The sequence below is a fragment of the Rothia sp. P7208 genome (assembly GCF_048512915.1).
Classification (GTDB): domain Bacteria; phylum Actinomycetota; class Actinomycetes; order Actinomycetales; family Micrococcaceae; genus Rothia.
The window spans coordinates 120,305-141,796 of record NZ_JBLXXW010000001.1 but is presented as its reverse complement, the minus strand read 5'-3'; the positions used below and the strand labels follow the sequence as shown (position 1 = coordinate 141,796).

General features: G+C 51.0%; 22 protein-coding genes and 3 pseudogenes. 16 read left to right on the top strand and 9 right to left on the bottom strand.

Annotation, left to right across the window (positions count from 1 at the left end; all coding sequences use genetic code 11):
* Positions 1 to 888: a LysR family transcriptional regulator substrate-binding protein gene (locus ACN084_RS00655; RefSeq protein WP_419105586.1), complete on the top strand. Its 888-nt coding sequence runs from the start codon at positions 1 to 3 to the stop codon at positions 886 to 888.
* A gap of 131 nt (positions 889 to 1,019) precedes the next feature.
* On the opposite strand, the gene ACN084_RS00650 is transcribed toward ACN084_RS00655, so the two are convergent.
* Positions 1,020 to 2,015 (bottom strand): mechanosensitive ion channel family protein, encoded by a 996-nt coding sequence (locus ACN084_RS00650; RefSeq protein ID WP_419100798.1) that lies wholly within the window; start codon positions 2,013 to 2,015, stop codon positions 1,020 to 1,022.
* 113 nt (positions 2,016 to 2,128) lie between these two features.
* Here ACN084_RS00650 and ACN084_RS00645 point away from each other — a divergent pair, with 113 nt between their 5' ends.
* From ACN084_RS00645 to ACN084_RS00635, 3 genes are read left to right on the top strand one after another with little or no spacing between them, the layout of a single operon-like run.
* Entirely contained in the window at positions 2,129 to 2,632 is a 504-nt protein-coding gene (locus ACN084_RS00645; RefSeq protein ID WP_419105585.1) for an NUDIX hydrolase, read from the top strand.
* Positions 2,622 to 3,812, top strand: coding sequence for a glycine betaine ABC transporter substrate-binding protein (locus tag ACN084_RS00640; protein ID WP_419105584.1), 1,191 nt, complete (start codon positions 2,622 to 2,624; stop codon positions 3,810 to 3,812). Before ACN084_RS00645 ends, ACN084_RS00640 begins: the two co-directional genes overlap by 11 nt.
* A gap of 10 nt (positions 3,813 to 3,822) precedes the next feature.
* Entirely contained in the window at positions 3,823 to 5,040 is a 1,218-nt protein-coding gene (locus ACN084_RS00635) for a pyridoxal phosphate-dependent aminotransferase (protein ID WP_419100795.1), read from the top strand.
* Positions 5,041 to 5,134: 94 nt separating this feature from the next.
* On the opposite strand, the gene ACN084_RS00630 is transcribed toward ACN084_RS00635, so the two are convergent.
* On the bottom strand, positions 5,135 to 5,404 hold the full coding sequence (locus ACN084_RS00630; protein ID WP_419100794.1) for an exodeoxyribonuclease VII small subunit: 270 nt from the start codon (positions 5,402 to 5,404) through the stop codon (positions 5,135 to 5,137).
* Positions 5,405 to 5,451: 47 nt separating this feature from the next.
* A complete protein-coding gene (gene xseA / locus ACN084_RS00625) occupies positions 5,452 to 6,744 on the bottom strand; it encodes an exodeoxyribonuclease VII large subunit (RefSeq protein WP_419105583.1) in 1,293 nt (430 codons plus the stop codon).
* 106 nt (positions 6,745 to 6,850) lie between these two features.
* Between xseA and ACN084_RS00620 the strand changes: the two genes are divergently transcribed.
* The gene (locus ACN084_RS00620) at positions 6,851 to 7,987 is read left to right on the top strand and encodes a hypothetical protein (RefSeq protein WP_419105582.1); all 1,137 of its coding nucleotides are present in this window, start codon (positions 6,851 to 6,853) and stop codon (positions 7,985 to 7,987) included.
* A gap of 23 nt (positions 7,988 to 8,010) precedes the next feature.
* The gene (locus ACN084_RS00615; protein WP_419105581.1) at positions 8,011 to 9,108 is read left to right on the top strand and encodes a 4-hydroxy-3-methylbut-2-enyl diphosphate reductase; all 1,098 of its coding nucleotides are present in this window, start codon (positions 8,011 to 8,013) and stop codon (positions 9,106 to 9,108) included.
* A gap of 46 nt (positions 9,109 to 9,154) precedes the next feature.
* Here ACN084_RS00615 and ACN084_RS00610 read toward each other — a convergent pair whose 3' ends face one another.
* From ACN084_RS00610 to ACN084_RS00600, 3 genes are all read right to left on the bottom strand, one after another.
* Complete coding sequence (locus tag ACN084_RS00610; RefSeq protein ID WP_419105580.1) at positions 9,155 to 10,495, bottom strand: DNA recombination protein RmuC; 1,341 nt, start codon at positions 10,493 to 10,495, stop codon at positions 9,155 to 9,157.
* Positions 10,496 to 10,561: 66 nt separating this feature from the next.
* The gene (locus ACN084_RS00605) at positions 10,562 to 11,182 is read right to left on the bottom strand and encodes a response regulator transcription factor (RefSeq protein WP_419105579.1); all 621 of its coding nucleotides are present in this window, start codon (positions 11,180 to 11,182) and stop codon (positions 10,562 to 10,564) included.
* 35 nt (positions 11,183 to 11,217) lie between these two features.
* Positions 11,218 to 12,306 carry a sensor histidine kinase gene (locus ACN084_RS00600; RefSeq protein ID WP_419105578.1) on the bottom strand — a complete coding sequence of 363 codons (1,089 nt, stop codon included), beginning with the start codon at positions 12,304 to 12,306 and terminating at the stop codon, positions 11,218 to 11,220.
* Positions 12,307 to 12,489: 183 nt separating this feature from the next.
* Here ACN084_RS00600 and ACN084_RS00595 point away from each other — a divergent pair, with 183 nt between their 5' ends.
* The 9 genes and pseudogenes from ACN084_RS00595 to ACN084_RS00555 all read left to right on the top strand — a co-directional run bounded on the left by ACN084_RS00595 (position 12,490) and on the right by ACN084_RS00555 (position 19,437).
* On the top strand, positions 12,490 to 12,816 hold the full coding sequence (locus ACN084_RS00595; protein WP_419102864.1) for a DMT family transporter: 327 nt from the start codon (positions 12,490 to 12,492) through the stop codon (positions 12,814 to 12,816).
* A 71-nt stretch (positions 12,817 to 12,887) separates the two neighbouring features.
* The gene (gene ychF / locus ACN084_RS00590) at positions 12,888 to 13,973 is read left to right on the top strand and encodes a redox-regulated ATPase YchF (protein ID WP_419100786.1); all 1,086 of its coding nucleotides are present in this window, start codon (positions 12,888 to 12,890) and stop codon (positions 13,971 to 13,973) included.
* 19 nt (positions 13,974 to 13,992) lie between these two features.
* Positions 13,993 to 14,154: a hypothetical protein gene (locus ACN084_RS00585; RefSeq protein WP_419105577.1), complete on the top strand. Its 162-nt coding sequence runs from the start codon at positions 13,993 to 13,995 to the stop codon at positions 14,152 to 14,154.
* Between the two features lie 30 nt (positions 14,155 to 14,184).
* Positions 14,185 to 14,460 (top strand): annotated as a pseudogene (locus ACN084_RS00580) (recombinase family protein); the annotation flags it as partial.
* A gap of 24 nt (positions 14,461 to 14,484) precedes the next feature.
* Complete coding sequence (locus ACN084_RS00575; RefSeq protein WP_419105867.1) at positions 14,485 to 15,567, top strand: recombinase family protein; 1,083 nt, start codon at positions 14,485 to 14,487, stop codon at positions 15,565 to 15,567.
* A gap of 119 nt (positions 15,568 to 15,686) precedes the next feature.
* Entirely contained in the window at positions 15,687 to 15,956 is a 270-nt protein-coding gene (locus ACN084_RS00570; protein ID WP_419105576.1) for an antirestriction protein ArdA, read from the top strand.
* Positions 15,957 to 16,064: 108 nt separating this feature from the next.
* Positions 16,065 to 16,235: pseudogene (locus ACN084_RS00565) on the top strand (antirestriction protein ArdA); the annotation flags it as partial.
* Between the two features lie 149 nt (positions 16,236 to 16,384).
* Positions 16,385 to 18,373, top strand: coding sequence for an HsdM family class I SAM-dependent methyltransferase (locus tag ACN084_RS00560; RefSeq protein ID WP_419105575.1), 1,989 nt, complete (start codon positions 16,385 to 16,387; stop codon positions 18,371 to 18,373).
* A gap of 2 nt (positions 18,374 to 18,375) precedes the next feature.
* Positions 18,376 to 19,437, top strand: a complete 1,062-nt coding sequence (locus ACN084_RS00555; protein ID WP_419105574.1) for a restriction endonuclease subunit S — start codon at positions 18,376 to 18,378, stop codon at positions 19,435 to 19,437.
* An 18-nt stretch (positions 19,438 to 19,455) separates the two neighbouring features.
* Here the strand turns inward: ACN084_RS00555 and ACN084_RS00550 are convergent, their stop codons facing one another.
* Positions 19,456 to 19,587, bottom strand: a complete 132-nt coding sequence (locus ACN084_RS00550) for a hypothetical protein (RefSeq protein ID WP_419105886.1) — start codon at positions 19,585 to 19,587, stop codon at positions 19,456 to 19,458.
* On the opposite strand from ACN084_RS00550, the gene ACN084_RS00545 reads away from it, so the two are divergent.
* Positions 19,527 to 19,676: a hypothetical protein gene (locus ACN084_RS00545; protein ID WP_419105866.1), complete on the top strand. Its 150-nt coding sequence runs from the start codon at positions 19,527 to 19,529 to the stop codon at positions 19,674 to 19,676. The two genes, ACN084_RS00550 and ACN084_RS00545, sit on opposite strands and share 61 nt — an antisense overlap.
* 230 nt (positions 19,677 to 19,906) lie before the next feature.
* Here ACN084_RS00545 and ACN084_RS00540 read toward each other — a convergent pair whose 3' ends face one another.
* Positions 19,907 to 20,656 carry a hypothetical protein gene (locus tag ACN084_RS00540; protein ID WP_419105573.1) on the bottom strand — a complete coding sequence of 250 codons (750 nt, stop codon included), beginning with the start codon at positions 20,654 to 20,656 and terminating at the stop codon, positions 19,907 to 19,909.
* 601 nt (positions 20,657 to 21,257) lie between these two features.
* Positions 21,258 to 21,467, bottom strand: a pseudogene (locus ACN084_RS00535) (relaxase/mobilization nuclease domain-containing protein); the annotation flags it as partial.
* Positions 21,468 to 21,492: the final 25 nt, after the last annotated feature.

The following is a 21,492-nucleotide window of genomic DNA, read 5'->3' as shown; positions in this document are numbered from 1 at the left end:
ATGACAGCCCACACTAGCGAGAACCACACAGAAACTGGTTCATACGCTCATGAACAGCAACTCGAACTGCTCGCTCACCTCAAAGACCAAGAACACCCTCTAGAACTTAAAGACGAAGGACAAGAACTTCGTATCGGGTACGTACCAGGAATTATGCCTGGCAAGTGGTTCTCTCGATGGCAAGAACGATACGGAAAACTCTGCCCTCTCAAAGAACTTGCGTTGAAGGAAGACGCTACACGGGCAAGCCTAGAAGGTGAGACTCCATTGGCTCATATGGTGTTGACACGCTTAGCGGCTCACCAAGAATCCTTTGAAAAAGACCAATTCCATGCCATCACTCTCTACCATGAAAAGAACGTGGTAGTTCTTCCTGCCGATCATGTTCTTACCCTGCTTGAAGAAATCCCCATTGCAGAACTTGCAGAAGAGACTCTCTTACAACAGGCACACACCGTCCCTGAATGGGAAAAAATCTCTGCCCCTTATCGTCAGCAAACAGAACAAAAACTACCATTGATGAGAAACACCGCAGACGCGATTGAGCTCGTCGCAGTAGGCCTTGGACTTCTCATCGTCCCCATGAGTATTGCGCGTCTGTATCATCGTAAAGACCTCACATACCGTGTGATTCCGGACATCAAAGAAGTACCCGTACAACTCATCTGGAAACGTTACCACCGTGAAGAACACATCGAACAAATTATCCAAGACTTTGTGGGAATCACTCGTGGAAGAAAAGAAAACTCTGCTCGCAGTAGCCAAAGCGTAGCCGCTCAAGCAGAACAAAAACGACGTGAAAAAGCACGAGAAAAACATAAAAAACGTGTAGCAAACGCTAAACGAGAACAACAAGACCGTAAAAAACGACGCCAACGACGCCGATAACAGCAAACCTGCGGATATGAGCGTATAAGGCTCCGTACCGTGTGAATACCATAAAATGGTGGGGTTGAGCAGAAACGATAATCTGTCCAACCCCACCAGCATTTTAGAACAATCTAAAAATAAGAGTCACGCTACTTCTGCGCGGAATTCTCAACAACAGGCGGAACCTGTACCGAGGAGGAACCACTATGAACTATCGAATGCTGAGGTAGAGGAATTTGCGCACCATACTCATCAAGAGCCTTCTTCAACTCAAGACGCAAAAGACGCCCCACCCGCCATTGTTCACCAGGTGCTGTTTTCATGGAAAAACGTAAAGTCAAAGCCTCACCGCTGAGAGACTCCACACCCAAAAATTGAAGATCGCCAAGAATACTTTCAGCAACATCAGATGAAGATAAGGCAGTGTGCACCTGAGAAAGGAGGAAAGTACTTAACCTCTCAACATCGGCGGCATACGGAACTGGAATATCAATATTTGTTTGAGCCCATCCCTGAGAGGAATTGCCAACCCGAAGAATCTCGCCATTGCGAACATGCCACAGCACACCGCTAGTATCACGGACAGAGGTGACACGTAAACCCACCGATTCTACGGTGCCAGAGGCTTCGCCTAAATCAACCCAATCACCAATTCCGAGCTGGTCTTCAGCAACTATAAAAATACCGGATAAATAATCCTTGACTAAAGACTGCGCGCCAAAAGATAAAGCCACACCGACCACACCGGCAGAAGCAATGACTGGCGCAATATTAAAACCTAACTCAGCAATAATCATCACTAATGCAACAGCAGATATCACGATAGAAGAGACCGAACGTAATACCGAACCAACTGTTTGGGCGCGCTGACGCTGACGAGAACGAACAATAGAATCGTCTTCCTCCCACCGTAACGTTGGAAGAGAAACCTTCATATTCTTATCCTGCTCCGTACGTATTACCCTCATGCGAGTGCCTCGAGCAAGAGACTGCGTCAGCTGACGAATTAACAGTTCAACAATGCTACGAAGGACAATAGCAAAAATAATAATGAACAAAATTCGTAAAGGATGCCCAAGCCAAAAGTCTACAGAGCGTATGGAATCCCACCACCCTAAAGAAAATAACCGTGTACTAAACATCATCACATCACTTCTCTCATGATTTAGGAACGTCAATCGTCTCTTCTCTACCCTAACGGAGGAAGAAACGACGAAAAAATGTCTTGTCACACAACGAACCAGATAGGATAGAAACTATGCCTATCGTCATGGAAACCCGACCTGCAGCGTACGCTGTCATCATTGAACAAGGAAAAATTCTGCTGACCAGATTCCTTCCCACGCATGCACCTGAACGTGCCGCTTGGACACTTCCCGGCGGGGGAATGGAACCATCCGAACAACCTGAGCACACCGTAAAACGAGAAGTCTTTGAAGAAACCGGGTATCTTATTAAAACTGACGGGATACTAGGCTTACATGCTTTACACCTTCCCCCAGAAAAACATCAAAAAATGCCTTTTTGTGCGCTAAGAATGGTCTATCGTGCGCATATTATCGCGGGGAAACTCACTCACGAAACCAACGGAAGTAGTGACCAAGCTCGCTGGATACCCATCGAAGAACTAGAAAATATTCCCAAGCTCTCCCTCCTCGAAGACGTCGCTCGTATGATGGGATACCGTAACATCACTGATTGGGTACAGCAACAGCTCAGCAACCAACTAACGGATGAAAGGAACACCGCACATGAAAGCTAAAGCCCCGTGGCTAGGAATGCTCGCCACCTGCGCTATTGCGCTCAGCGGCTGTTCGCCTTCGACAACAATTACCGTAGACCCCTCGGCGCCGACCTACGGAACAATTCGTATTTCGACTGGAATCTCAGAAGAAACTGCGCTCATCGCCACCATATATTCTCAGGCGTTACAAGAAGCTGGGTACACGACCGAACTCGTCGACACCGGAAAAGATAGAGCCGGATACCTCAAAGCAATGGAAGCGGCGCAGGACCCAGACCCGGCACAACCAGCCAACGAAGACAGCCCCTATAACGACCCTACCACCGTAGACATCACACCTGACTACTCAGGAAACTTGTTGCTCTACCTCACGAACGACGGAAAGTTTAGCCCCGCATATATCCAGCAAGAACGCCGAAAAATAGCGGAAGAAAATCCTAACGCAATGTACACCTACGGGTGGGGCGAAAATGATCAAGCCGCCGGCGAAGAATCTGTCCCTACAACACAAGGATACGACCCGAACCTCGACCAGCTCACACCACATAACAACGAGGCCTCTGCTCAAAAAACGCCCACTCCAACATCAACCCCTACTGGTTTCAACGTTCAAGGGCTAAGCGATAACGAAATTATCAACGCTATCAAACAAGTTCTACCAGATGGGCTGAGCACCCTCAAACCTGCCTCAGCTCAGAACCGAGACACCTTAGCTGTTACCAAAGCAACCGCCGCAAAATACCAGCTCAGCTCCCTCTCGGATATTGGTCAATACTGTAAAGACCTCACCCTTGGGGCGCCAGAAAGCTTTAAACATCGCTCCTATGGTCTTCAAGCGCTAGAACGCTACTACCACTGCGTTCCTAAAAACTTCCAACCCGTTAATAGCCAAGCAAAACTTTCAGAAGAACTCGCTGCAGATCATATACAGATTGCAGACATCTTCTCCGCCTCAGCAACGATTGAAGATAACGCCTACACGATTTTAGAAGACCCTGCTGGTATCTTTATCTCACAACAGATAGTTCCTATTGTTAGAGCAGAAGAACTACCTCAAAGCGCACGAGAAGCAATTGATTCAGTGTCATCTCGACTTAGCTCCACAGATCTCACAGAATTCAACCGGCTCACCTCTGGTCAAGGCGCAATCAGCAACGAAGATGTTGCAAAATTCTGGTTAAAAACATCAAGAGAGTAATCTAAGCAACATGAAAACTTATCAGCAATCTCAAAAACTCAATAACGTTCTATACGACATTCGAGGCCCCCTCCTCGAAGAAGCAACGGCGATGGAAGCTGAAGGGCATCGAATCCTCAAACTCAACATCGGCAACCCCGCACCGTTCGGATTCGAAGCGCCTGACGCTATTATGCGCGATATCATCCAGCACTTACCAGTTACCCAAGGATACTCTGACTCACGAGGTCTCTACTCAGCACGAACCGCTATCGTACAGTACTACCAGAATGAAGGAATCCTCAACCTAGACCCTGATGACGTCTACCTAGGCAATGGCGTCTCAGAACTCATTCCGATGACGTTACAAGCACTTTGTAACGATGGAGACGAAATTCTTATTCCTTCACCGGACTACCCACTTTGGACAGCGTCAACTGCGTTAGCGGGGGGAGTTCCTCGACATTACCTCTGCGATGAAAATAACGGGTGGGAACCAGATATTGAAGATATCCGCTCAAAAATTACTGAGAAAACTCGCGGTATCGTCATTATTAACCCGAATAACCCTACCGGCGCGGTCTACTCCGAAAATGTTTTATCTCAAATTGTTGGTCTTGCCAGAGAACACGGACTGGTCATATTTGCTGATGAAATCTACGAAAAAATTATCTACGATGACGCACGCATGGTACACCTTGCATCATTGACTAAAGACGATGTCCTTTGTTTGACGTTCTCCGGCTTATCAAAAGCCTATCGTGTGGCAGGGTATCGTTCTGGGTGGGTTGCGATTACCGGACCTAAATGGGCGGCTGAAAGCTATCTTGAAGGTATTAAACTTTTGGCTTCAATGCGTCTATGCGCTAATGTTCCTGCACAGCATGCTGTGCAAACAGCATTAGGTGGCTACCAATCTATTAATGATTTGATACTTCCGGGTGGCAGGCTCAAAGAACAACGTGACCTCTCATACCGTCTGCTCAACGATATAGATGGGGTGAGCTGTCAACCTGCTCAAGGCGCTCTCTATCTATTCCCCAAACTAGATATCGAGAAATTCAATATTTCTAATGACGAAAAATTTGCTCTTGACCTGCTTAAAGAGTCAAAGATTCTTATTAGTCAGGGAACAGCTTTTAACTGGTCTAAACCAGATCATTTCCGTTTAGTGTTCTTACCTGATACGCAAACACTAGCAACAGCGTTGGAGAAACTCGGAAACTTCTTAGCAGATTACCGACAGTAGAAAATACTAGGTGAGAGAACTGTCAGGCGGTGGGGTGCAGAACGATACGTTCTGTACCTCACCACCTGATTTTTATGTCCCAAAGTGCGCTGATTTATGATTCGGAAGAATTCTGTTCTAAGCGTTCTTGTCGTGCAGCGTTAAGGCGTTGATGTGCTCCGTCTAACCATGCTTCACAACGGTTAGCAAGTTCTTCTCCTCGCTCCCACAGCGCAATAATTTCTTCAAGGCTAGAAGTTCCAGATTCCATTGCCGTCACGACGTTCATTAACTCTGAACGAGCCTGCTCATACGAAAGGTCTTCTACCGGGACGTTGGAAATAGATGATGTAAATGTAATATTTTCTGAAGACTTAGAGGTCATGATGTTCTCCTTCGAGAGAGTCAAAATATGGGAGTTTTATCGGCTAATTATTTTTTTGAGTTAGCGTCGTTGAGAATACGTGACTGGACAGAACCTTGTGCAAAGCGAAGGGTGACGATATCCGCCTCGTGTAGGTCTTGTACACTGGTTACAAGTTTCCCCGAAGAGTCTTGAACCAAAGCGTATCCACGTTCAAGCGTCTGCTGTGGAGATAACGCTTGAACACGTGAACGCAATTGTGAAAGAACCTCACGCGAACGTAATAACAGCGAATGAGCTGTTGTAAAACTCCGATTACGTAGGTGCTGTAGTTCCTCCTCATAACGTAGAAGAGTGGTTTGGGGAGATACTAAAACGGGGCGTGAACGCACCTGCGCCAGATGATATTTTTCTGTCTCAATCTTTTGGTACGCCATCCGCATTAACGACGCTTGAAGCTGCGTGATATAGAGACGTTCTTGAGCCATATCAGGAACAATACGTTTTGCGGCATCCGTCGGTGTAGATGCACGAAGGTCAGCGACTTCATCAAGAATAGGGTTATCTGCTTCATGCCCGATAGCGGAGACAACTGGTGTTTGTGCCCGATAGACGGCTCGAATCAGAGCCTCTTCAGAAAACGGTAAGAGGTCTTCCATCGCGCCACCACCACGAGCAATGACGATCACATCCACCTCTTCTAAAGCGTCAAGTTCTTCAAGCGCTTGTGTAACTTGGCGTAGCGCTTGAGCCCCTTGTACCGCGACTTCTCGTATCTCGAATTGCACTGCCGGCCACCGCAAACGAGCATTACGTATCACGTCTTTGCAAGCGTCAGAGTCTCGTCCCGTAATGAGACCAACACGTTGAGGCAGAAAAGGTAGTGGCTTTTTATGTGCAGGGTCGAAAAGACCTTCTTCCGCTAATGACTTTCGCAGATTTTCTAATTGCTCAAGAAGCGTTCCTCTGCCCACTGTGCGAATATCACTAGCACGCATGGACAGGCGCCCTGTCTTCTCCCAGAAGCTAGGCTCTAAACGAACGACTACTCGCTGTCCGTGCTTGAGCGGTGAAGATAACCCTGTAAGTACTGAAGAATACAACAATACTGGAATAGATTTTTCCTGTTCCACATCGCGTAACGTCAAATAGGTGACTCGACCGCGGGGGTTTAATTCGATGATTTGCCCTTCAACCCAGGTTGCAGGGCACCGATGAATATAGCCGGCAAGTTTTTGGGAATAATGATGTACCGGCCAAGGGTTATACTCATCAGTTTGAGCGCCATATTCTGGAAGTGGGCGGTTCTTCGTACGTTCCTCAGCAGCCGGAATCAGCTGCGGAGTTAAAGAAATATCCATATAGGTAGTCTCCCACGAGTTGAGAGCCTTCTTCTACTCCACCAAATATTTTCTTGCTCAACGGCACCGCAGTATAGTGATGAGAAAGAACACAGAAGGGGCATCTATGAGAAATCATCAATACCAGCACACATCTAACGGTGAAGACGGCCCTACTATACAACTCCTAGGAGATGACGCTCCGACGCAAAAACTTGTGTTGGATGAGACAACCCAAGACTACGGAAAACCTGTCGACGGTAATTGGCATATTTCGGGTTCACCGTCTGCATCTGCTGATCATCAGATACCTTACCTTGAGGATAATAGCTACAGCTGGTGGTTGATGGTTCGTCGTACTATCGCAGTACTTTGTGCACTATGTTCTATCGTGCTAGGTGCTGCTGGCGGTGTTGGATATTGGGCAGAACAAAACATCATTTCAGAGCAAGGGTTTAGTTCTTTAGCGAGCCCATTAGGGCAAGACTCGTCCTTTCAAAAAGCGCTATCTGACGCTGTTGTTGCGGACATTATGAAAGACCAGACCGTTAAAAATTATCTTGGAGAAGGTCAAGAAGAAGGTTTTTTCGGGTCTATCAAAAATTGGTTGCGTGAACGCGTCAAAGAGAATATCCAAAAGGCTGCTCAGTCGGTGACTTCGCAAGAATCCTACCAACATATTTGGAACGATATTGTCACTCGTACCCACCGTTATAACGTGGGGGAAGAACATCAGAATATTGCCCTTGATATTGACCCCGTCTATGAGCAGGTCAACAGCCAACTAGTCCAATTCTTAGGCGATAAACTCAGTATTTTTCACCCCGGCGAGCATCTGATTGTTCTTGATAGCTCCCACTCACGAACCGCAGAATACCTCCACCAGATAAAACACTTTGCCCAGCAATGGAAACTATATTGCGGGCTTAGCGCCTTGTCGTTGCTTGTAGGAGTTATCCTCTGGGGTAGGAACCGAAGCATCTACGCGGGGTGCATCTTTTTAACACTGAGCGCAATATCTTGGTGCTCAAGCATATTTTTAGGCACAAAACCTTTAGCGCAGGCAGATGAAGCAGTTTCTTCCGAAGTAGGTAAAATTTTTGTGCAAAGGTTCAGCAGCATCATAACTGACTCTGCTACGAACTATGTGAGCTCGTTAACTATTCCTCTGATGGTTATCGGAATAGTACTAATTTTGCTGGGTGTGGCATTTTCCATAGTTTCGCTAGGTGCGAGAGAGCGCACAGCAGGTGTCAGAATATAGCGGAAACACGTAACATAGTATCTATGTCCACAACACAGGTTGATTCAACAGTTTCTCTCGGGTTGCCTCAAATGCCCCGTACCCGCCGAACTCGTGAAGAGATAGAGGCTGCAGCACCTATCAAAGGGGAGAAGAAAGTTCTTCTTGCTGCACCCCGCGGGTATTGCGCAGGCGTCGATCGCGCCGTCATCGCGGTCGAAAAAGCTCTCGACCATTACGGTGCCCCCGTCTATGTTCGTAAACAAATCGTACATAACCGTCACGTAGTGGAAACACTCGAAGAACAAGGCGCAATCTTCGTAGACGACGTGGACGAAGTACCCGAAGGTGCCGTTACCGTATTCTCTGCCCACGGTGTGTCCCCAGCAGTTGTTAACGCTGCCGCAGAACGTGAACTGAACACCATCGACGCCACCTGCCCCCTCGTCAACAAAGTACACCGTGAAGCAATACGCTTTGCAAAACAAGACTACGATATTCTGCTCATCGGACATACCGGACACGAAGAAGTCGAAGGCACCGCCGGCGAAGCACCTGAACACATCCAGATTGTGAACTCACCCGACGAAGTCGATAAAGTCACTGTCCGAGACCCCAATAAAGTTGTGTGGCTATCACAAACAACACTATCGGTTGACGAAACGTTAGAGACCGTAGCACGTTTACGTGAGCGCTTCCCCTCCTTACAAGACCCACCATCCGACGACATTTGCTACGCAACCTCAAACCGTCAAGGCGCCATTAAAGAAATTGCACCCCAAGCCGACCTCGTTATTGTGGTTGGTAGTGCAAACTCGTCAAACTCCGTTCGGCTCAAAGAAGTAGCACTAGAATACGGTGCAAAAAAAGCTGAACGCGTTGATTTCGCGCATCAAGTAGACGAAAGCTGGTTTGAAGGCGTGGCAACCGTTGGACTAACTTCCGGCGCATCCGTCCCCGAAGTCCTCGTGCGAGAAGTCCTCGCCCTCTTACAAGACTATGGTTATCACAAAGTCGAAGAAGTCGAGACAGCTAAAGAAGACATTCTTTTCTCCTTGCCCAAAGAACTTCGTGCCGCACTAAAAAATGACGAGAACGCTGGGCGACAACTTGGCGGACGTGGAGCTAAACCCACCCGTTAAAACCTACCAACCCCATTGGTGGGATTTTCAAACCCCTCAGACGCTTTTAGCTATTCCACGAATCATAGTCAAAAGGCTCATCTGAGGGGTTTGTGCGTTGCGGGAAAACACGAGAAGAAGTATTCGGCGTCATATTGCGTGGGGTAGGGCGTTCAATCATCACAGCCGGCGAATCATCCTCATCCTCAGCAGAAGAAGCTTCCCACGAGGAGTCATGCCCTACAAATTCTGGTGCGCCAAGAGGCTTGGCAAAAGAATCTAAAGGGTCACTGCGCAGAGAAGATGAAATAGACGACGAATCTAAATCAGCAATTTTACGTGCTGTCACAAAAACGCGAGTCTCTAAAGAACCAACCAAAGAATTATACGATTCAACAGCCTTATTCAACGACCTGCCCATACCCTGTAGATGTGCGCTCGCGGTGCCAAGACGTTCATAAAGTTCTTGAGAGAGCGATAGAAGTTCTTTGGCATTGTCGGTCAGAGTTTCTTGACGCCACGAGAAAGAAATAGCTTTTAGACAAGATAACAACGATACGGGGGAGACCAGAGCAATGTTTTTTGCGTAAGCGTCATCTAATAGTGAACTATCTGCTTGTAACGCGGCAGATAGTGCAGACTCTAACGGGATGAAACAGAGCACAAGCTCAGGAGAAGACGAAAAACCTGTCCAATACTTTTTACGAGCAAGAGTGTCGATATGGGCACGAACTTCTTTGACGTGTTGAGCAAGAGCCTGCTGTGCAAGGTTCTCATCGTCACCGGCTTCTTGAGCTTTAAGATAAGCATTAAGCGGGGTCTTCGCATCTAAGATAATGATCTTTTCCCCGGGCAGATGGATCAACATATCAGGTCGGATGATGCGTTCTCGTTCATGAGAAGGTGTAATCGTTGCGCTCACTTGCTCTTGAAAAGAAACATGTCTAGTCATACCAGCGGCTTCAACAACTCGACGGAGCTGCGTCTCACCCCAAACGCCGCGTGCGCTAGATGAACGTAACGCACTAGATAGCCCCTGTGTGACGGTGCGTAGATTCTCTTGTACTTGGGCTGAGGCTTTGAGCGCTTCAGACACTGCACCGTATTGTTCTGAACGTTGTGACTCCATCGCTCGAACAGAACGTTCCATCGTGGCAAGTTGCACTTTGACCGGTGCTAGGGCTTGGAGGACATCAGCGTCTTCTCGTGAACGTTCTTGTAGCGCCTGAACTTGTTGAGTGAGGTATTGTTGCGTTTTTTCTGAGGCGGTGAGCTGGGCGTTAAGACGGGCATTATGCTCTCGCAACGATGAGATAGACCCTGATTTGAGGTATCCAAGATACCAGCCTAAGAAAAGTCCAAGGATAAAAACAAGGGTAAGAGCAAGAGGGAACGTCGCATCAGTCATAACTACTAGTCTAGTGTTTTTCTACCGACGTTAGCTATTGGTGATGGACGTTCCCGTGCTCTGTGTTTATGTGTAGTGTGTGGTAATCCACCCGCGTTCTTGTGCCATCTGCGAGGCTTGGTGCCGGTTAGCTGCCCCAAGTTTTGCAATAGCAGAAGACAGATGATTGCGGGTGGTACCTTCGCTGAGGTGAACTATTGCGGCAATAGCCTGAATCGAATCACCGCGATGAGCGACGCTGAGCACCTCTTGTTCGCGTGATGTCAACGGGTTATTGCCGACGATACAAGACTGCGCGGCAAGATGAGGGTCGATAACCTTTTCTCCAGCGTGCACGGCACGAATGTGCTGTGCCAATTTTTCAGCTGGAGTGTCTTTGACGATGAACCCGCGCGCATCATTCTCTAACGCCCTTTGCAAATATCCGGGGCGAGAGAACGTCGTAATGATGAGGGACTTTGTAGAACTATGGCCCTGTGCAAGTTTTTCGAGTACATCAAACCCGCTACTACGCGGCATCTCAAGGTCAAGTAGAAGAACATCAGGTTGCTCCTCTTCTACTAGAGTCAGTGCTTCAAAACCATCAGATGCTAACCCGACGACCGTCAAATCATCATGTAATTCTAGAAGTGTGCGTAGAGCTTCACGGATGAGCTGTTGATCGTCAGCAATAACAATTCGTATCATCACACTCTCCTTAGAACAGATACTGGGCGGTGCATCTAGTTTGATGCACCAGACATATCAACAAATACACGTGTCCCAGGGCGCCGCGGATGATCGGTGGCGTTGGTGATAGATACTACGCCACCGGATTCTGCTACACGCTCTTTGATACCCAGTATTCCATGACCATCGGTAGCCTTCGCAATACCGACTCCGTCATCAATAATTTCTAGGGTCTTTTCCGTGACACGAACTGTCACTGTAGAAGCCTTGGCATGACGCAAAATGTTGGTTGAGGCTTCTCTGAGCACCCACCCGAAGAGTATGTCATAACGCTGGTCTGCCGTAGATTTTTCCGGTAGCTGAAGTTGAATATCACAGTGAGAGAACAGCACTTTGAGATCTTCTAATTCTCCAGATAGCCCAGGGGTTTTAAGACGCGTGACCGTTGACCGTAATTGTGCTAGAGCGGTGCTGGTGAGCTCTTTAATATTCTCGAGTTCTTCACGGGCCTTTTGGGCGTCGCTATCGAGGAAGGCTGATACGAGTTGTGTTTTGAGATTAATAGTGGTGAGAGTCTGGCCTAACGAATCGTGTAAGTCTCGGGCAATACGAGATTGCTCTTTCTCAACGGTCAGTTGAGTTTTTCGTTCTTGATGCTTTGTCCCTACGATATCGGCAATCCCAGCACAATAGATAGCAAAAACACCAATCATCGGGCTAATTGCTACAGGCCAAGAATCAGGGGAAATCATGATGATGAGTCCAACAAAAAATACGCTAAGGACTAACGAAACCCCCATGGCAACCGTTAACGGGGCCAAAAACATCCACAATGCAACGAAATAAGGGAAGGTCGTGAACATCTCAACACCAAATATCCACGCCAAGGCGCTAATAGGCAGAAAAAGTAAAAGCGAACCATAGATGAGGGGAACGATGGTGGCTGATGAACGCTTTGGATGTTTACCGATAACCACAAAATTGCCAAGATAGATTCCAGCAAAAATCAGGAGCAAACCCCACCCAATAATATGTTCAAAAGGAGTGGACGCTATATGAAAAAGGACGGCTATAGGAAAACCTAGAAAAAAGAGGCTAAGAAGAGGAGCTAAAATTTTTTGAGTAATTTTTTGTGTTTTCATGCAATTATCATCTCGTTTTAGTGTGTTGCTCAGCTAGTGTCATACCGCCGAAGTATTCCATGACAAATGTCAGGGTAGAGGCCTTACCCCCCCGAACTTTCGGCTCTCATGGCAGGCTATTGTTAGACTGGAAAAGATTTTACGCTCAACGTCTTACTCATAACTTTTTCTAAGGACAACTCCGTGCCCTACCTCTTTCTCTTTCTTGCCATTGGTGCCGAACTCATCGCAACTTCACTGCTCAAAACTACCGAAGGATTTACTCGCCTACTGCCCACATTAGGGTGCTTGAGCTTATACGGACTATCATTCTTTGGGCTATCACACGCGGTCAAAGATATCCCTGTAGGTGTTGCCTACGCAATGTGGAGCGGGCTAGGCACAGCTGCCATCGTTGGTATTGGTGCAGTGTTCCTCGGTGAGCCTCTGAGCGTCGTTAAAGTTATTGGTGTTGGGCTCATTATTGCTGGTGTACTGATTCTTAACCTCTCAGGTGCTGCCAGCCACTAACAAGGAACGCTAAAGAGCGAGTAGACTTATGAGCAAGACTCCAACAATTTTTACAAGATAAAGGTATTAGTGTGGCTTTAACTATTGGCATCGTAGGTTTGCCCAACGTCGGCAAATCAACTCTTTTCAACGCGCTCACCAAGAACACTGTTCTTGCAGCGAACTACCCCTTTGCAACCATCGAACCAAATATCGGTGTTGTTAACCTTCCCGATCCCCGCCTGAACCGTCTAGCCGAAATTTTTGGTTCAGAACGTATCCTGCCGGCAACCGTATCCTTTGTGGACATTGCCGGTATTGTGCGTGGTGCATCTGAAGGCGAAGGCCTCGGTAACCAGTTCCTTGCAAATATTCGTGACGCACAGGCTATTGCACAAGTTGTGCGCGCCTTCGACGACCCCGACGTCATTCACGTAGACGGTAAAGTTGACCCAGCCTCCGATATGGAAACGATTAACACTGAGCTGATTCTTGCTGATTTGCAGACCCTCGAAAACGCGATTCCACGTCTGGAAAAAGCCGTCAAAATTAAAAAAGGCGACCCCGCCCAGCTCGAAGAATACCGTAAAGCTCAAAAAGTTCTTGAAGCGGGGGAGACCGTCATCTCTCAAGCAAAAACCGCAGGTATTGAACTGTCCTACCTCAAAGAACTCAACCTTCTGACCACTAAGCCCTTCATCTACGTCTTCAACTCTGACGACGGTATCTTGCAATCAGCTGAGAAACAGCAAGAACTGCGTGACCTTGTTGCACCAGCTGAAGCAGTATTCTTGGACGCAAAACTTGAAGCTGACATGGTAGAGCTTGACGAAGAAGAAGCCCGCGAAATGCTCGAGATGAGCGGACAAGACGAATCTGGTCTCGACAAACTCGCTCGTGTCGGTTTCTCCACCCTTGGGTTACAAACATACCTCACTGCTGGCCCGAAAGAAGCCCGCGCGTGGACTATCAACCAGGGCGACACCGCACCACAGGCTGCTGGCGTCATTCACACTGACTTTGAACGCGGATTTATTAAAGCTGAAGTTGTATCTTTTGCTGACCTCGATGCAGCCGGCTCAATGCAAGAAGCCAAATCTCGTGGGCAGGTACGTATGGAAGGCAAAGAATACGTGATGCACGACGGCGACGTCGTGGAGTTCAGGTTTAACGTCTAAGAAGTAAACTAGGGGGGGCATGAACAAGTTCTCTAACGTGCCCCGCAGGGCTGCTATCTACCTTCGGATTAGCCAAGATCGTGAAATGGACGGGCTGGCCATCGACCGTCAGCGCGAGCAGTGCGAAGCGCTTGCCGCCTATCGTGGCGGGGAGGTCGTCGAGCCTTACTATATCGACTAGTCGAAGTCGGCTACGGATCGTACCCAAAAGCGCCCGGCTTACGACCGGATGGTCGCCGACTACAAGGCAGGTGTCTTTGACGCAATCATCTGCTACGACCTTGATCGGCTCACTCGCCAGCCCCGCCAACTCGAAGACTGGATCGACGCTGCCGAATTGCGCGGACTGGCTCTGGTTACAGCTAATGGTGATGCCGATCTGGGTACCGACGGCGGGCGTATGTACGCGCGTATCAAGGCGGCCGTTGCTCGTGCTGAGATGGAGCGTAAAGGTGCCCGACAATCGGCAGCACAACTCCAGCGGGCCAAGCAAGGGCGAATCCCCAAGGGTATGCGACCCCTCGGTTATGCCGTCAACGGTGATGTGATCCCTGAGGAGGCTAAGGCTGTCCGTGCGATCTACCGTTTGTTCACTCGCTCGGATCACCCCGAGTCGCTCCGCTCGCTTGCTCGTGGCCTCAGTGGCACCGAGCTCATCCCAGGTCTCTCGCCGCGCCCTAAGCATTCACATGTGGTGTCTGTTGAGCGTGCCCAGCAACGCATTGCTGAGGGTAAGGAACCTCGCACTGTGCAACCCGACGGTGAATGGAGCCCCTCAACCGTGCTTGGTATCCTTCGCAATCCCCGATACACCCAGATGTCGACCTACACCCCGAAGCTGGCTCAAGCCGATGGGGGACGACGCCGCTCGTGGCGTGCCCAGATTCTCCGTGACGACGCTGGAGAGCCCATCCGTGGGCAGTGGGACGCGATTGTTGACGACGAAACGTGGTGGCGGGCGCAAACTATTCTCGATGACGCTGAGCGCGTTACCAACACTTCAGGGTCGACCAAGCGCAAACATCTCGGCTCGGGGTTGTACCGCTGCGGCATCTGCGGCGCTAAGGTCACCGGCGCGTCACGCGGTTACCGTTGCGCTCAACACGTCGAGCGCAATGACGATGGAACTGTCATTGTTCCGAGCCTTATGCGAAGCGGTGTGCAGGTTGATGAGTTTGTCACTGCTCTCGTTGCTGAGCGACTCAAGCAACCTGACGCCTTGCGCAAAGAAGCATCGACAGACCAAGACGCTGTGGCATCCGGCATCGCCGCTGCCATCTCTGAACAGCGTGCGCGTATCTTGCGAGCACAGCGTGACTACGACGAGGAGATCATTGAAGGGCGCGACCTCAAACGCATCCGTGACGCTGCCGAGGCTCGCATTGCTCAGTTGGAGACTGAGCGTCTCCTCAGTGGTCAAGCTGCTGGACTCGCCCCAGTTCTCGGTGTAGATGATCCATCCGAGGTGTTTCTTAATGCCTCGCTCGCAGTCCAGCGGCAAGTCATTGATGTCTTGGTGACGGTGACGCTCCTGCCTCAGCCACGGGGTAAGAAGGGTTTCAACCCTGACAGTGTGGGCATCGAGTGGCGATAGGTACGCGGCATGGCCGCGCCGGGTGTCTATATGAGAGTGTGACCTGGTGTAAGCGCTGATTCTCCGAGCATAGCCGGTCAGGTCTCGCTCTCATCCAAAACAGCTTGGAGGAGATCAGCATGACTATCACCATCACCGACATAGCGCCTCGCGTTTGGCCTGCCTGTCTCAACTGCTACAACAACGGTCGTCTCGTCGGGCAGTGGATCGACTGTACTGAAGCGGCCGACGTCACCATCGAATCACTTCACGATGGCTTTGGAGGACCCTATGAGGGCTGCCAGGAAATTTGGTGCCCTAACCATGAGAACCTCCCGATCAAAGGCGAGATGAGCCTTGCCGAGGCCGTACGCTGGGGTGAGGCTTACGAGGAATCTGATCCTGAGTAATGGCCTGCCGTATGTGCTTGGGTTGTTTCCGGGTGCTACATCGCTGAAGGTACTGGAGGCATCCCATCTGTATCCGACTTTGAGGATGCCTAGCAGGGCGAGTGGGACGCCTTCGCCGACTATGCGGCCCAGCTCGCTGAAGACATCGGCCTCATCAACGACTCGCCCGAGGAAGCGCAGCGCTACTTTGACTGGGACGCATGGACCCGCGATCTTGCCTTTGATTACACCGTTGCCGATGCGCCCGACGGTGGCGTGTTCGTCTTTCGTTCGTACTGAACTCATTTGAATCCCTCAGAGGTCTCATTGGCCTCTGAGGGATTTGTTTTCCTTGAAACCAAGCTGAGTACGGGTTAGTGTTGCGTGCCTAAATGCAATATATCTGATACAATTTGAGACGAAGTAGGCCGCGAAACACGAGGGTGAGCATGGGGAACGAGAAATCGACGGATCAGATTGTGCGTGACATGCTGCGTGAGATCGGTTACCCGCGCCCTTGGGAACAAGATGGCGGACCCCAGTGGAAACGCGACGCCCTCAAGGGTGGGTCGAAGTCAGTATCGGGCAACGCAGAAGGCAAGCCCGAGTTTGTCTTCATCTCAGGCGGCTTTGTCGTTGTGATTGAGGACAAGAAGGACGTGCAGCGCACGCGCTACCTCGTTGATGGTGACCCGACCACCGAGTTTCCCTATCGCGCCGACTATGCGCTCAATGGAGCTATTCACTACGCGAAGACGATGCTCGCCAATGGCATCCCCTTCAACAAGGGCATCTTTGCCGTCGGCGTTGGTGGCGGGGAAGTTCACCACGAGATCGCCGTCTCTTACCTTGCCCCCGGTTTCGTCAAGCATCTCGATGACCTTGACAACCTCGATGTCTTTTCAGATGGTGAGATAGGCGAATATTACGCCGTCCAGGTTCTTGGACAACGCCCTCGTGCTGAGGTTCAGCTCGACGATGTTCGTGCGGCCGCCGAGCGTCTTCACGAGGGGATGCGCAATTATGGATCGGTCGAGAATGACCGTAAGGCGCCGCTGGTCTCCGCGATTCTCCTCGCTCTTCAGAATCCCTACTTCGACCCTGATCGCCTCCAGAGCATCTCACCCGGCAATAACTATCAGGTGTGGGACGGGCGCATCATCTACGACGCCGCCGAACAGTACATGAAGTCGGAGGCACTCATGCCTCAGGCGAAGATCGGCACGCTCCTTGACCAGTTCGCCTTTATCAAGCAAGCGCCCCAGCTTAACCGCTCTCACCGAGACCTAGGAGAGTCGCCTCTCAAGTGGATGACTCGTATCCTCGCGAACGACGTGTATCACGTCGTCACCGACCCCTCGATGACCTCTTTTGATGTGCTCGGGAACTTCTACCACGAGTTCATCTCCTATGGAGGTGGCGATGGTTCTGGTCTCGGTATCGTCCTCACACCTGAGCATGTCACCACGCTCATGGCTGAGCTGATTGACATCAACGCGACCGATTACGTGCTCGATCCCACCGCTGGAACGGCTTCCTTCCTCATCGCTGCTATGCAACGAATGTTCAACGACGCAGGCAACAACACCGCACTCCGTGAGGACATTCGCAAAAACCGGCTCTACGGCATTGAGCTTCAAGACAAGCTGTTCGCCATCGGAACGACCAATATGATCCTACGAGGTGATGGCAAAGCAAACTTCCGCCGCGACTCGATCTTCGAGGCTCCGATGGCCGAGATGCGAGGTGATGTGAAGTTGCCCGATGGAAACATCTCCCTCGGTCATGGCTTCACCAAGGTTCTCCTCAATCCGCCCTACTCGCAGGCCAAGGGTAAGAACACCCGCAACCTCTCCGAGCTTGCCTTTATCGAGCGCGCGCTGGAGTTCCTTAATCCAGGTGGCAAGCTCGCCGTGATTGTGCCTCAGTCCGCGATGGTCGGGAAGAGTAAGGAAGACAAGGCCCGCAAGCGCTACATTCTTGAGCACCACACGCTGGAAACTGTCATCACGATGAACCCAATGACCTTTGCGAACTCAGGGCACACACCACACACGGTCATTGCGATCTTTACAGCAGGACGTAAGCACCCGGAGGATCACGTGGTTCGCTTCGTGAACTTCGAGAAGGACGGATGGGTCGTCGCACCGCACCGAGGTCTTGTGGATGACGGCACCGTCGCCTCACGCCGCAAACACCTTTTGGAAGTTCTGCGTGGTGACGCCCAAGATGACACCAGCTTCATCGTCCGCTCCGAGGTCACCTCCGAGGACGAATGGCAGCACAGCTACTTCTACTTCAACGATGTGCCACCGACCTATGAGGACTTCATGACCACCGTTGCTGACTATGTCTCGTGGCAGGTTGACATGCACGCCCACGGGCTCGGTGACCTCATTACGCCATCAACGGTCAGTGTGACCAACGAAGAGGCGTGAGCATGAGCGTTCTTGAAACACTCGACTTTCAGCCGATGCTCATCACGGATGTATTCGACTCAGTGACAGCCTCCAAGGCTTGGTATGACAAGAACAAGATTCAACCAGGACCTCGTTCTTACCCGTATGTAAGCCGTTCCCGGCTCTACAACGGCCATGAGAGCGTAGTCGGGTATCAAGACCTCCCACCCAATGCAGGAAACGCCATCACAATAGGCGTGGATACTCAGAGTGTCTTCTACCAACCCGCCCCGTTCTACACGTCTGTCAAAATCCAAGTACTCCGCCATTCGCTCATGACAACAGCCAGTGCGCTCGTGCTTGTCGCAGTCCTTCGTGGGCAGATGATGAAATTTCAGTGGGGAAACGGTGTATCACTTGACCGACTTCGTGTCAGTCACATCATGGTTCCCGCTATCATGAACGCGGACGGCACTGTGGAAGCCGATTGGGAAGGCATGGATCGCCTCGGCACAGAGCTACTCGACCAAGTCGTCACACAGACACACAGTGCTCGCGCGACTAGCAGTACTGACGACGACACACTCCCGGCGCTGAGATTCGAGCCCATGTTCATCACGGATGTATTCGACTCGATGACCGCCTCGAAGGCTTGGTATGACAAAGCCAAGCTCGTGCATGTGGGTGCAGCCATATTCCCATTCGTTTCTCGCACAAAGGCAAGTAACGGTGTCGATAGATTCTGTTCTCGTCAGGACAAAGACCCTGAGTTGGGAAATGCCCTTACTATTGGACTCGATACCCAGACAATCGGCTATCAGCCTGTCCCGTTTTACACCGGACAGAACATACAGGTGCTTCGTCACGAGTACCTCGATGGGTTCAACGCGCCTGTGCTAGCGTCACTAATCCGGGGGCAGATGGGAAAGTTCTCGTGGGGCGGCAATGGCGCGACTCTTGGACGTCTCAAGGTGACTCAGATCATGGTTCCAGTTGTCACTGATGCCTCAGGTGAAAGTGTCGTTGACTGGGAAGGTATGAGTGCCTATGGCCATGCCCTGCGCGTACGCGCCGAACGGTCGCTAGAACCTGTCCTTGGGTAAGCCTCATGAGTCGTGTACCTAACCCCGCTCGCGGCGTCGGTCAAGACGTACGCGACGCCAGACGTGCCCTCGGATGGAGTCAGACTGAGCTGGCCAAGCATGCCGAGGTCTCACGACCAACCATCGCCCGCGTAGAGACAGGTGCGACATCTCCACAGGCACTCTGGAGAAGGTTGCTAAGGCGCTCGGCAAATACCTTCGTATCACCGACCAATCCTGAAGAGCAAAGAACCCTGTAGCTATGACAGCTGCGGGGTTCTCCCTCTTGAGTTCTGATCAGAACTCAATCTCTTCATCTTCTTTCTTGCGCTCGTTGGACTCCATCACTCGTTGCCGATACACGAATTCCTTCTGGAACTGGTCGCATCGAGGGCAATTGCCAGCTTTGTCCAGAGGTCCGTTGCACTTGCTGCAGTTCCTTGTTTGTTTCGCCATAATCATCACCTCCCTCAGGCTCTTGGATACAGATTCACCAATGCCGGAATTCCTCGCCGAGTCGCTTGGCTAACCACCAGACGACGGTGCCGAACCCTGCAAGCCCGCCCAGCGTGCCCAGCGCAATGAGTGCCTTAGCCCACCACGCCTCGGCGGCTGAGAACGACGACCACGCCCACCCGAGGATAGGGCCGAACCCGACAGCATAGGCAACTCCGCTCACGATCCCACCGATGACGAGCAGGACCGCAGCCAGCGGTAGCAGTGCGAGGCATAGACGGCCCACGGCTGTCCAGGTAACCTTGCCCTCCAGAGTCTTCAGACGATCCTCTGTCGCGCGCACAGCGGATATGACCTTATCCGCCTTGACGATAACCTCAGTAACTCCCTGGGTTGCCTCAGTGATGCGCTGAGCACCCACGGCAGCAACTTCGGCCTCGAACCCGACCAGTGTCTTCTCAAGCCTCGCCACCGACGGCTCAACGGCCTTAGTAAGTCGTTTATCGAGGACTTTGACGGCATATTGTTCGAGCTTCTCTGAGTCAATGACAATACGCCCGCGCTTGGTGACCGCCTCAGCCAGCTCATTAGAACTCCGGGCCATCGTCTCCAGCTTCTCGTTGATTTGCCGTGTCAGCTTCAGCGAGTCGAGCTGCGAGGCGATCATGCTCTCGCCGCTTGGCAGCTTCACGACGCGCTCGTCGCTCACGGTCTTCGCGATCGCGCTGAGTGTTTCCTCGATCTCGCAGAGCCTCTTCTTTGTTTCGTCGTCGAGCTGCAGCATCGAGGGCTGTTCGGGCTGCCGCGAGGGCAGCTCCCTCACCTTTGCCGTATGGACCTCGTCCATTACCTTTACGTAAGACGTCAGGTCGTTCACGGCCTTTGTCAGCTTGCTCAGCTGCGAGGCTTGCGCGTCGAGCTATGATGTCAAGGCGGTCAACATCTCCGAAGCTAACTGTTGGTCGTCGGCCTCCTTCATTTGGTCCAATAATCCCATGCGTTACTCCCTTCTGTGTTCTGTAGTCAAAGATCTTTTGTGCACCCTCAGCGGTGAACTCTGGTGTGAGCGCTGATGCCTTCTTGCGACCCCACTTGCCGTTGTCCTCACGCCGCATGGAGTACGTCCAGCCATCGCGGTCCGTGACCTTGAGCCTCACACCGTGCTCAGCAAGTACGTGTTCGAACTCTTCACGGTTGAAGCTGCGAGGGTCAGCCAGTGACTCGTAAACGTGATCGCCGAGGGTCTGCTCGAATCCGCCCGGCGTGAACTGCTCACGGTGCAACTCCCAGTCAGGCTTCGGCGCAACCGGGTTAGGATTTGGTTCCAAACCGTTCTCAGCGAGAATCTGGTCGTTAAGCTGCCGCAGTCCGTGGGACCACCACGACGTGTTGCGCTTCAGTGCCTTACTCGTGAGCTCGTCATGGTTGATGACGATGATGTGCGTGTGCACATGTTCACCGTTGGCATCGTCGTGGACGACAACCATGTATTCGGCACTGAACGCCGCGCTCGCGAGCTGACTCGCAATGTCCACAGCACGTTCGATGTCCTCGGGCTTGGCGACATCGAACTTCTTCGGATCGAACGCGAGGATCAGGTTGTAGACCTCGTTCTTGCGC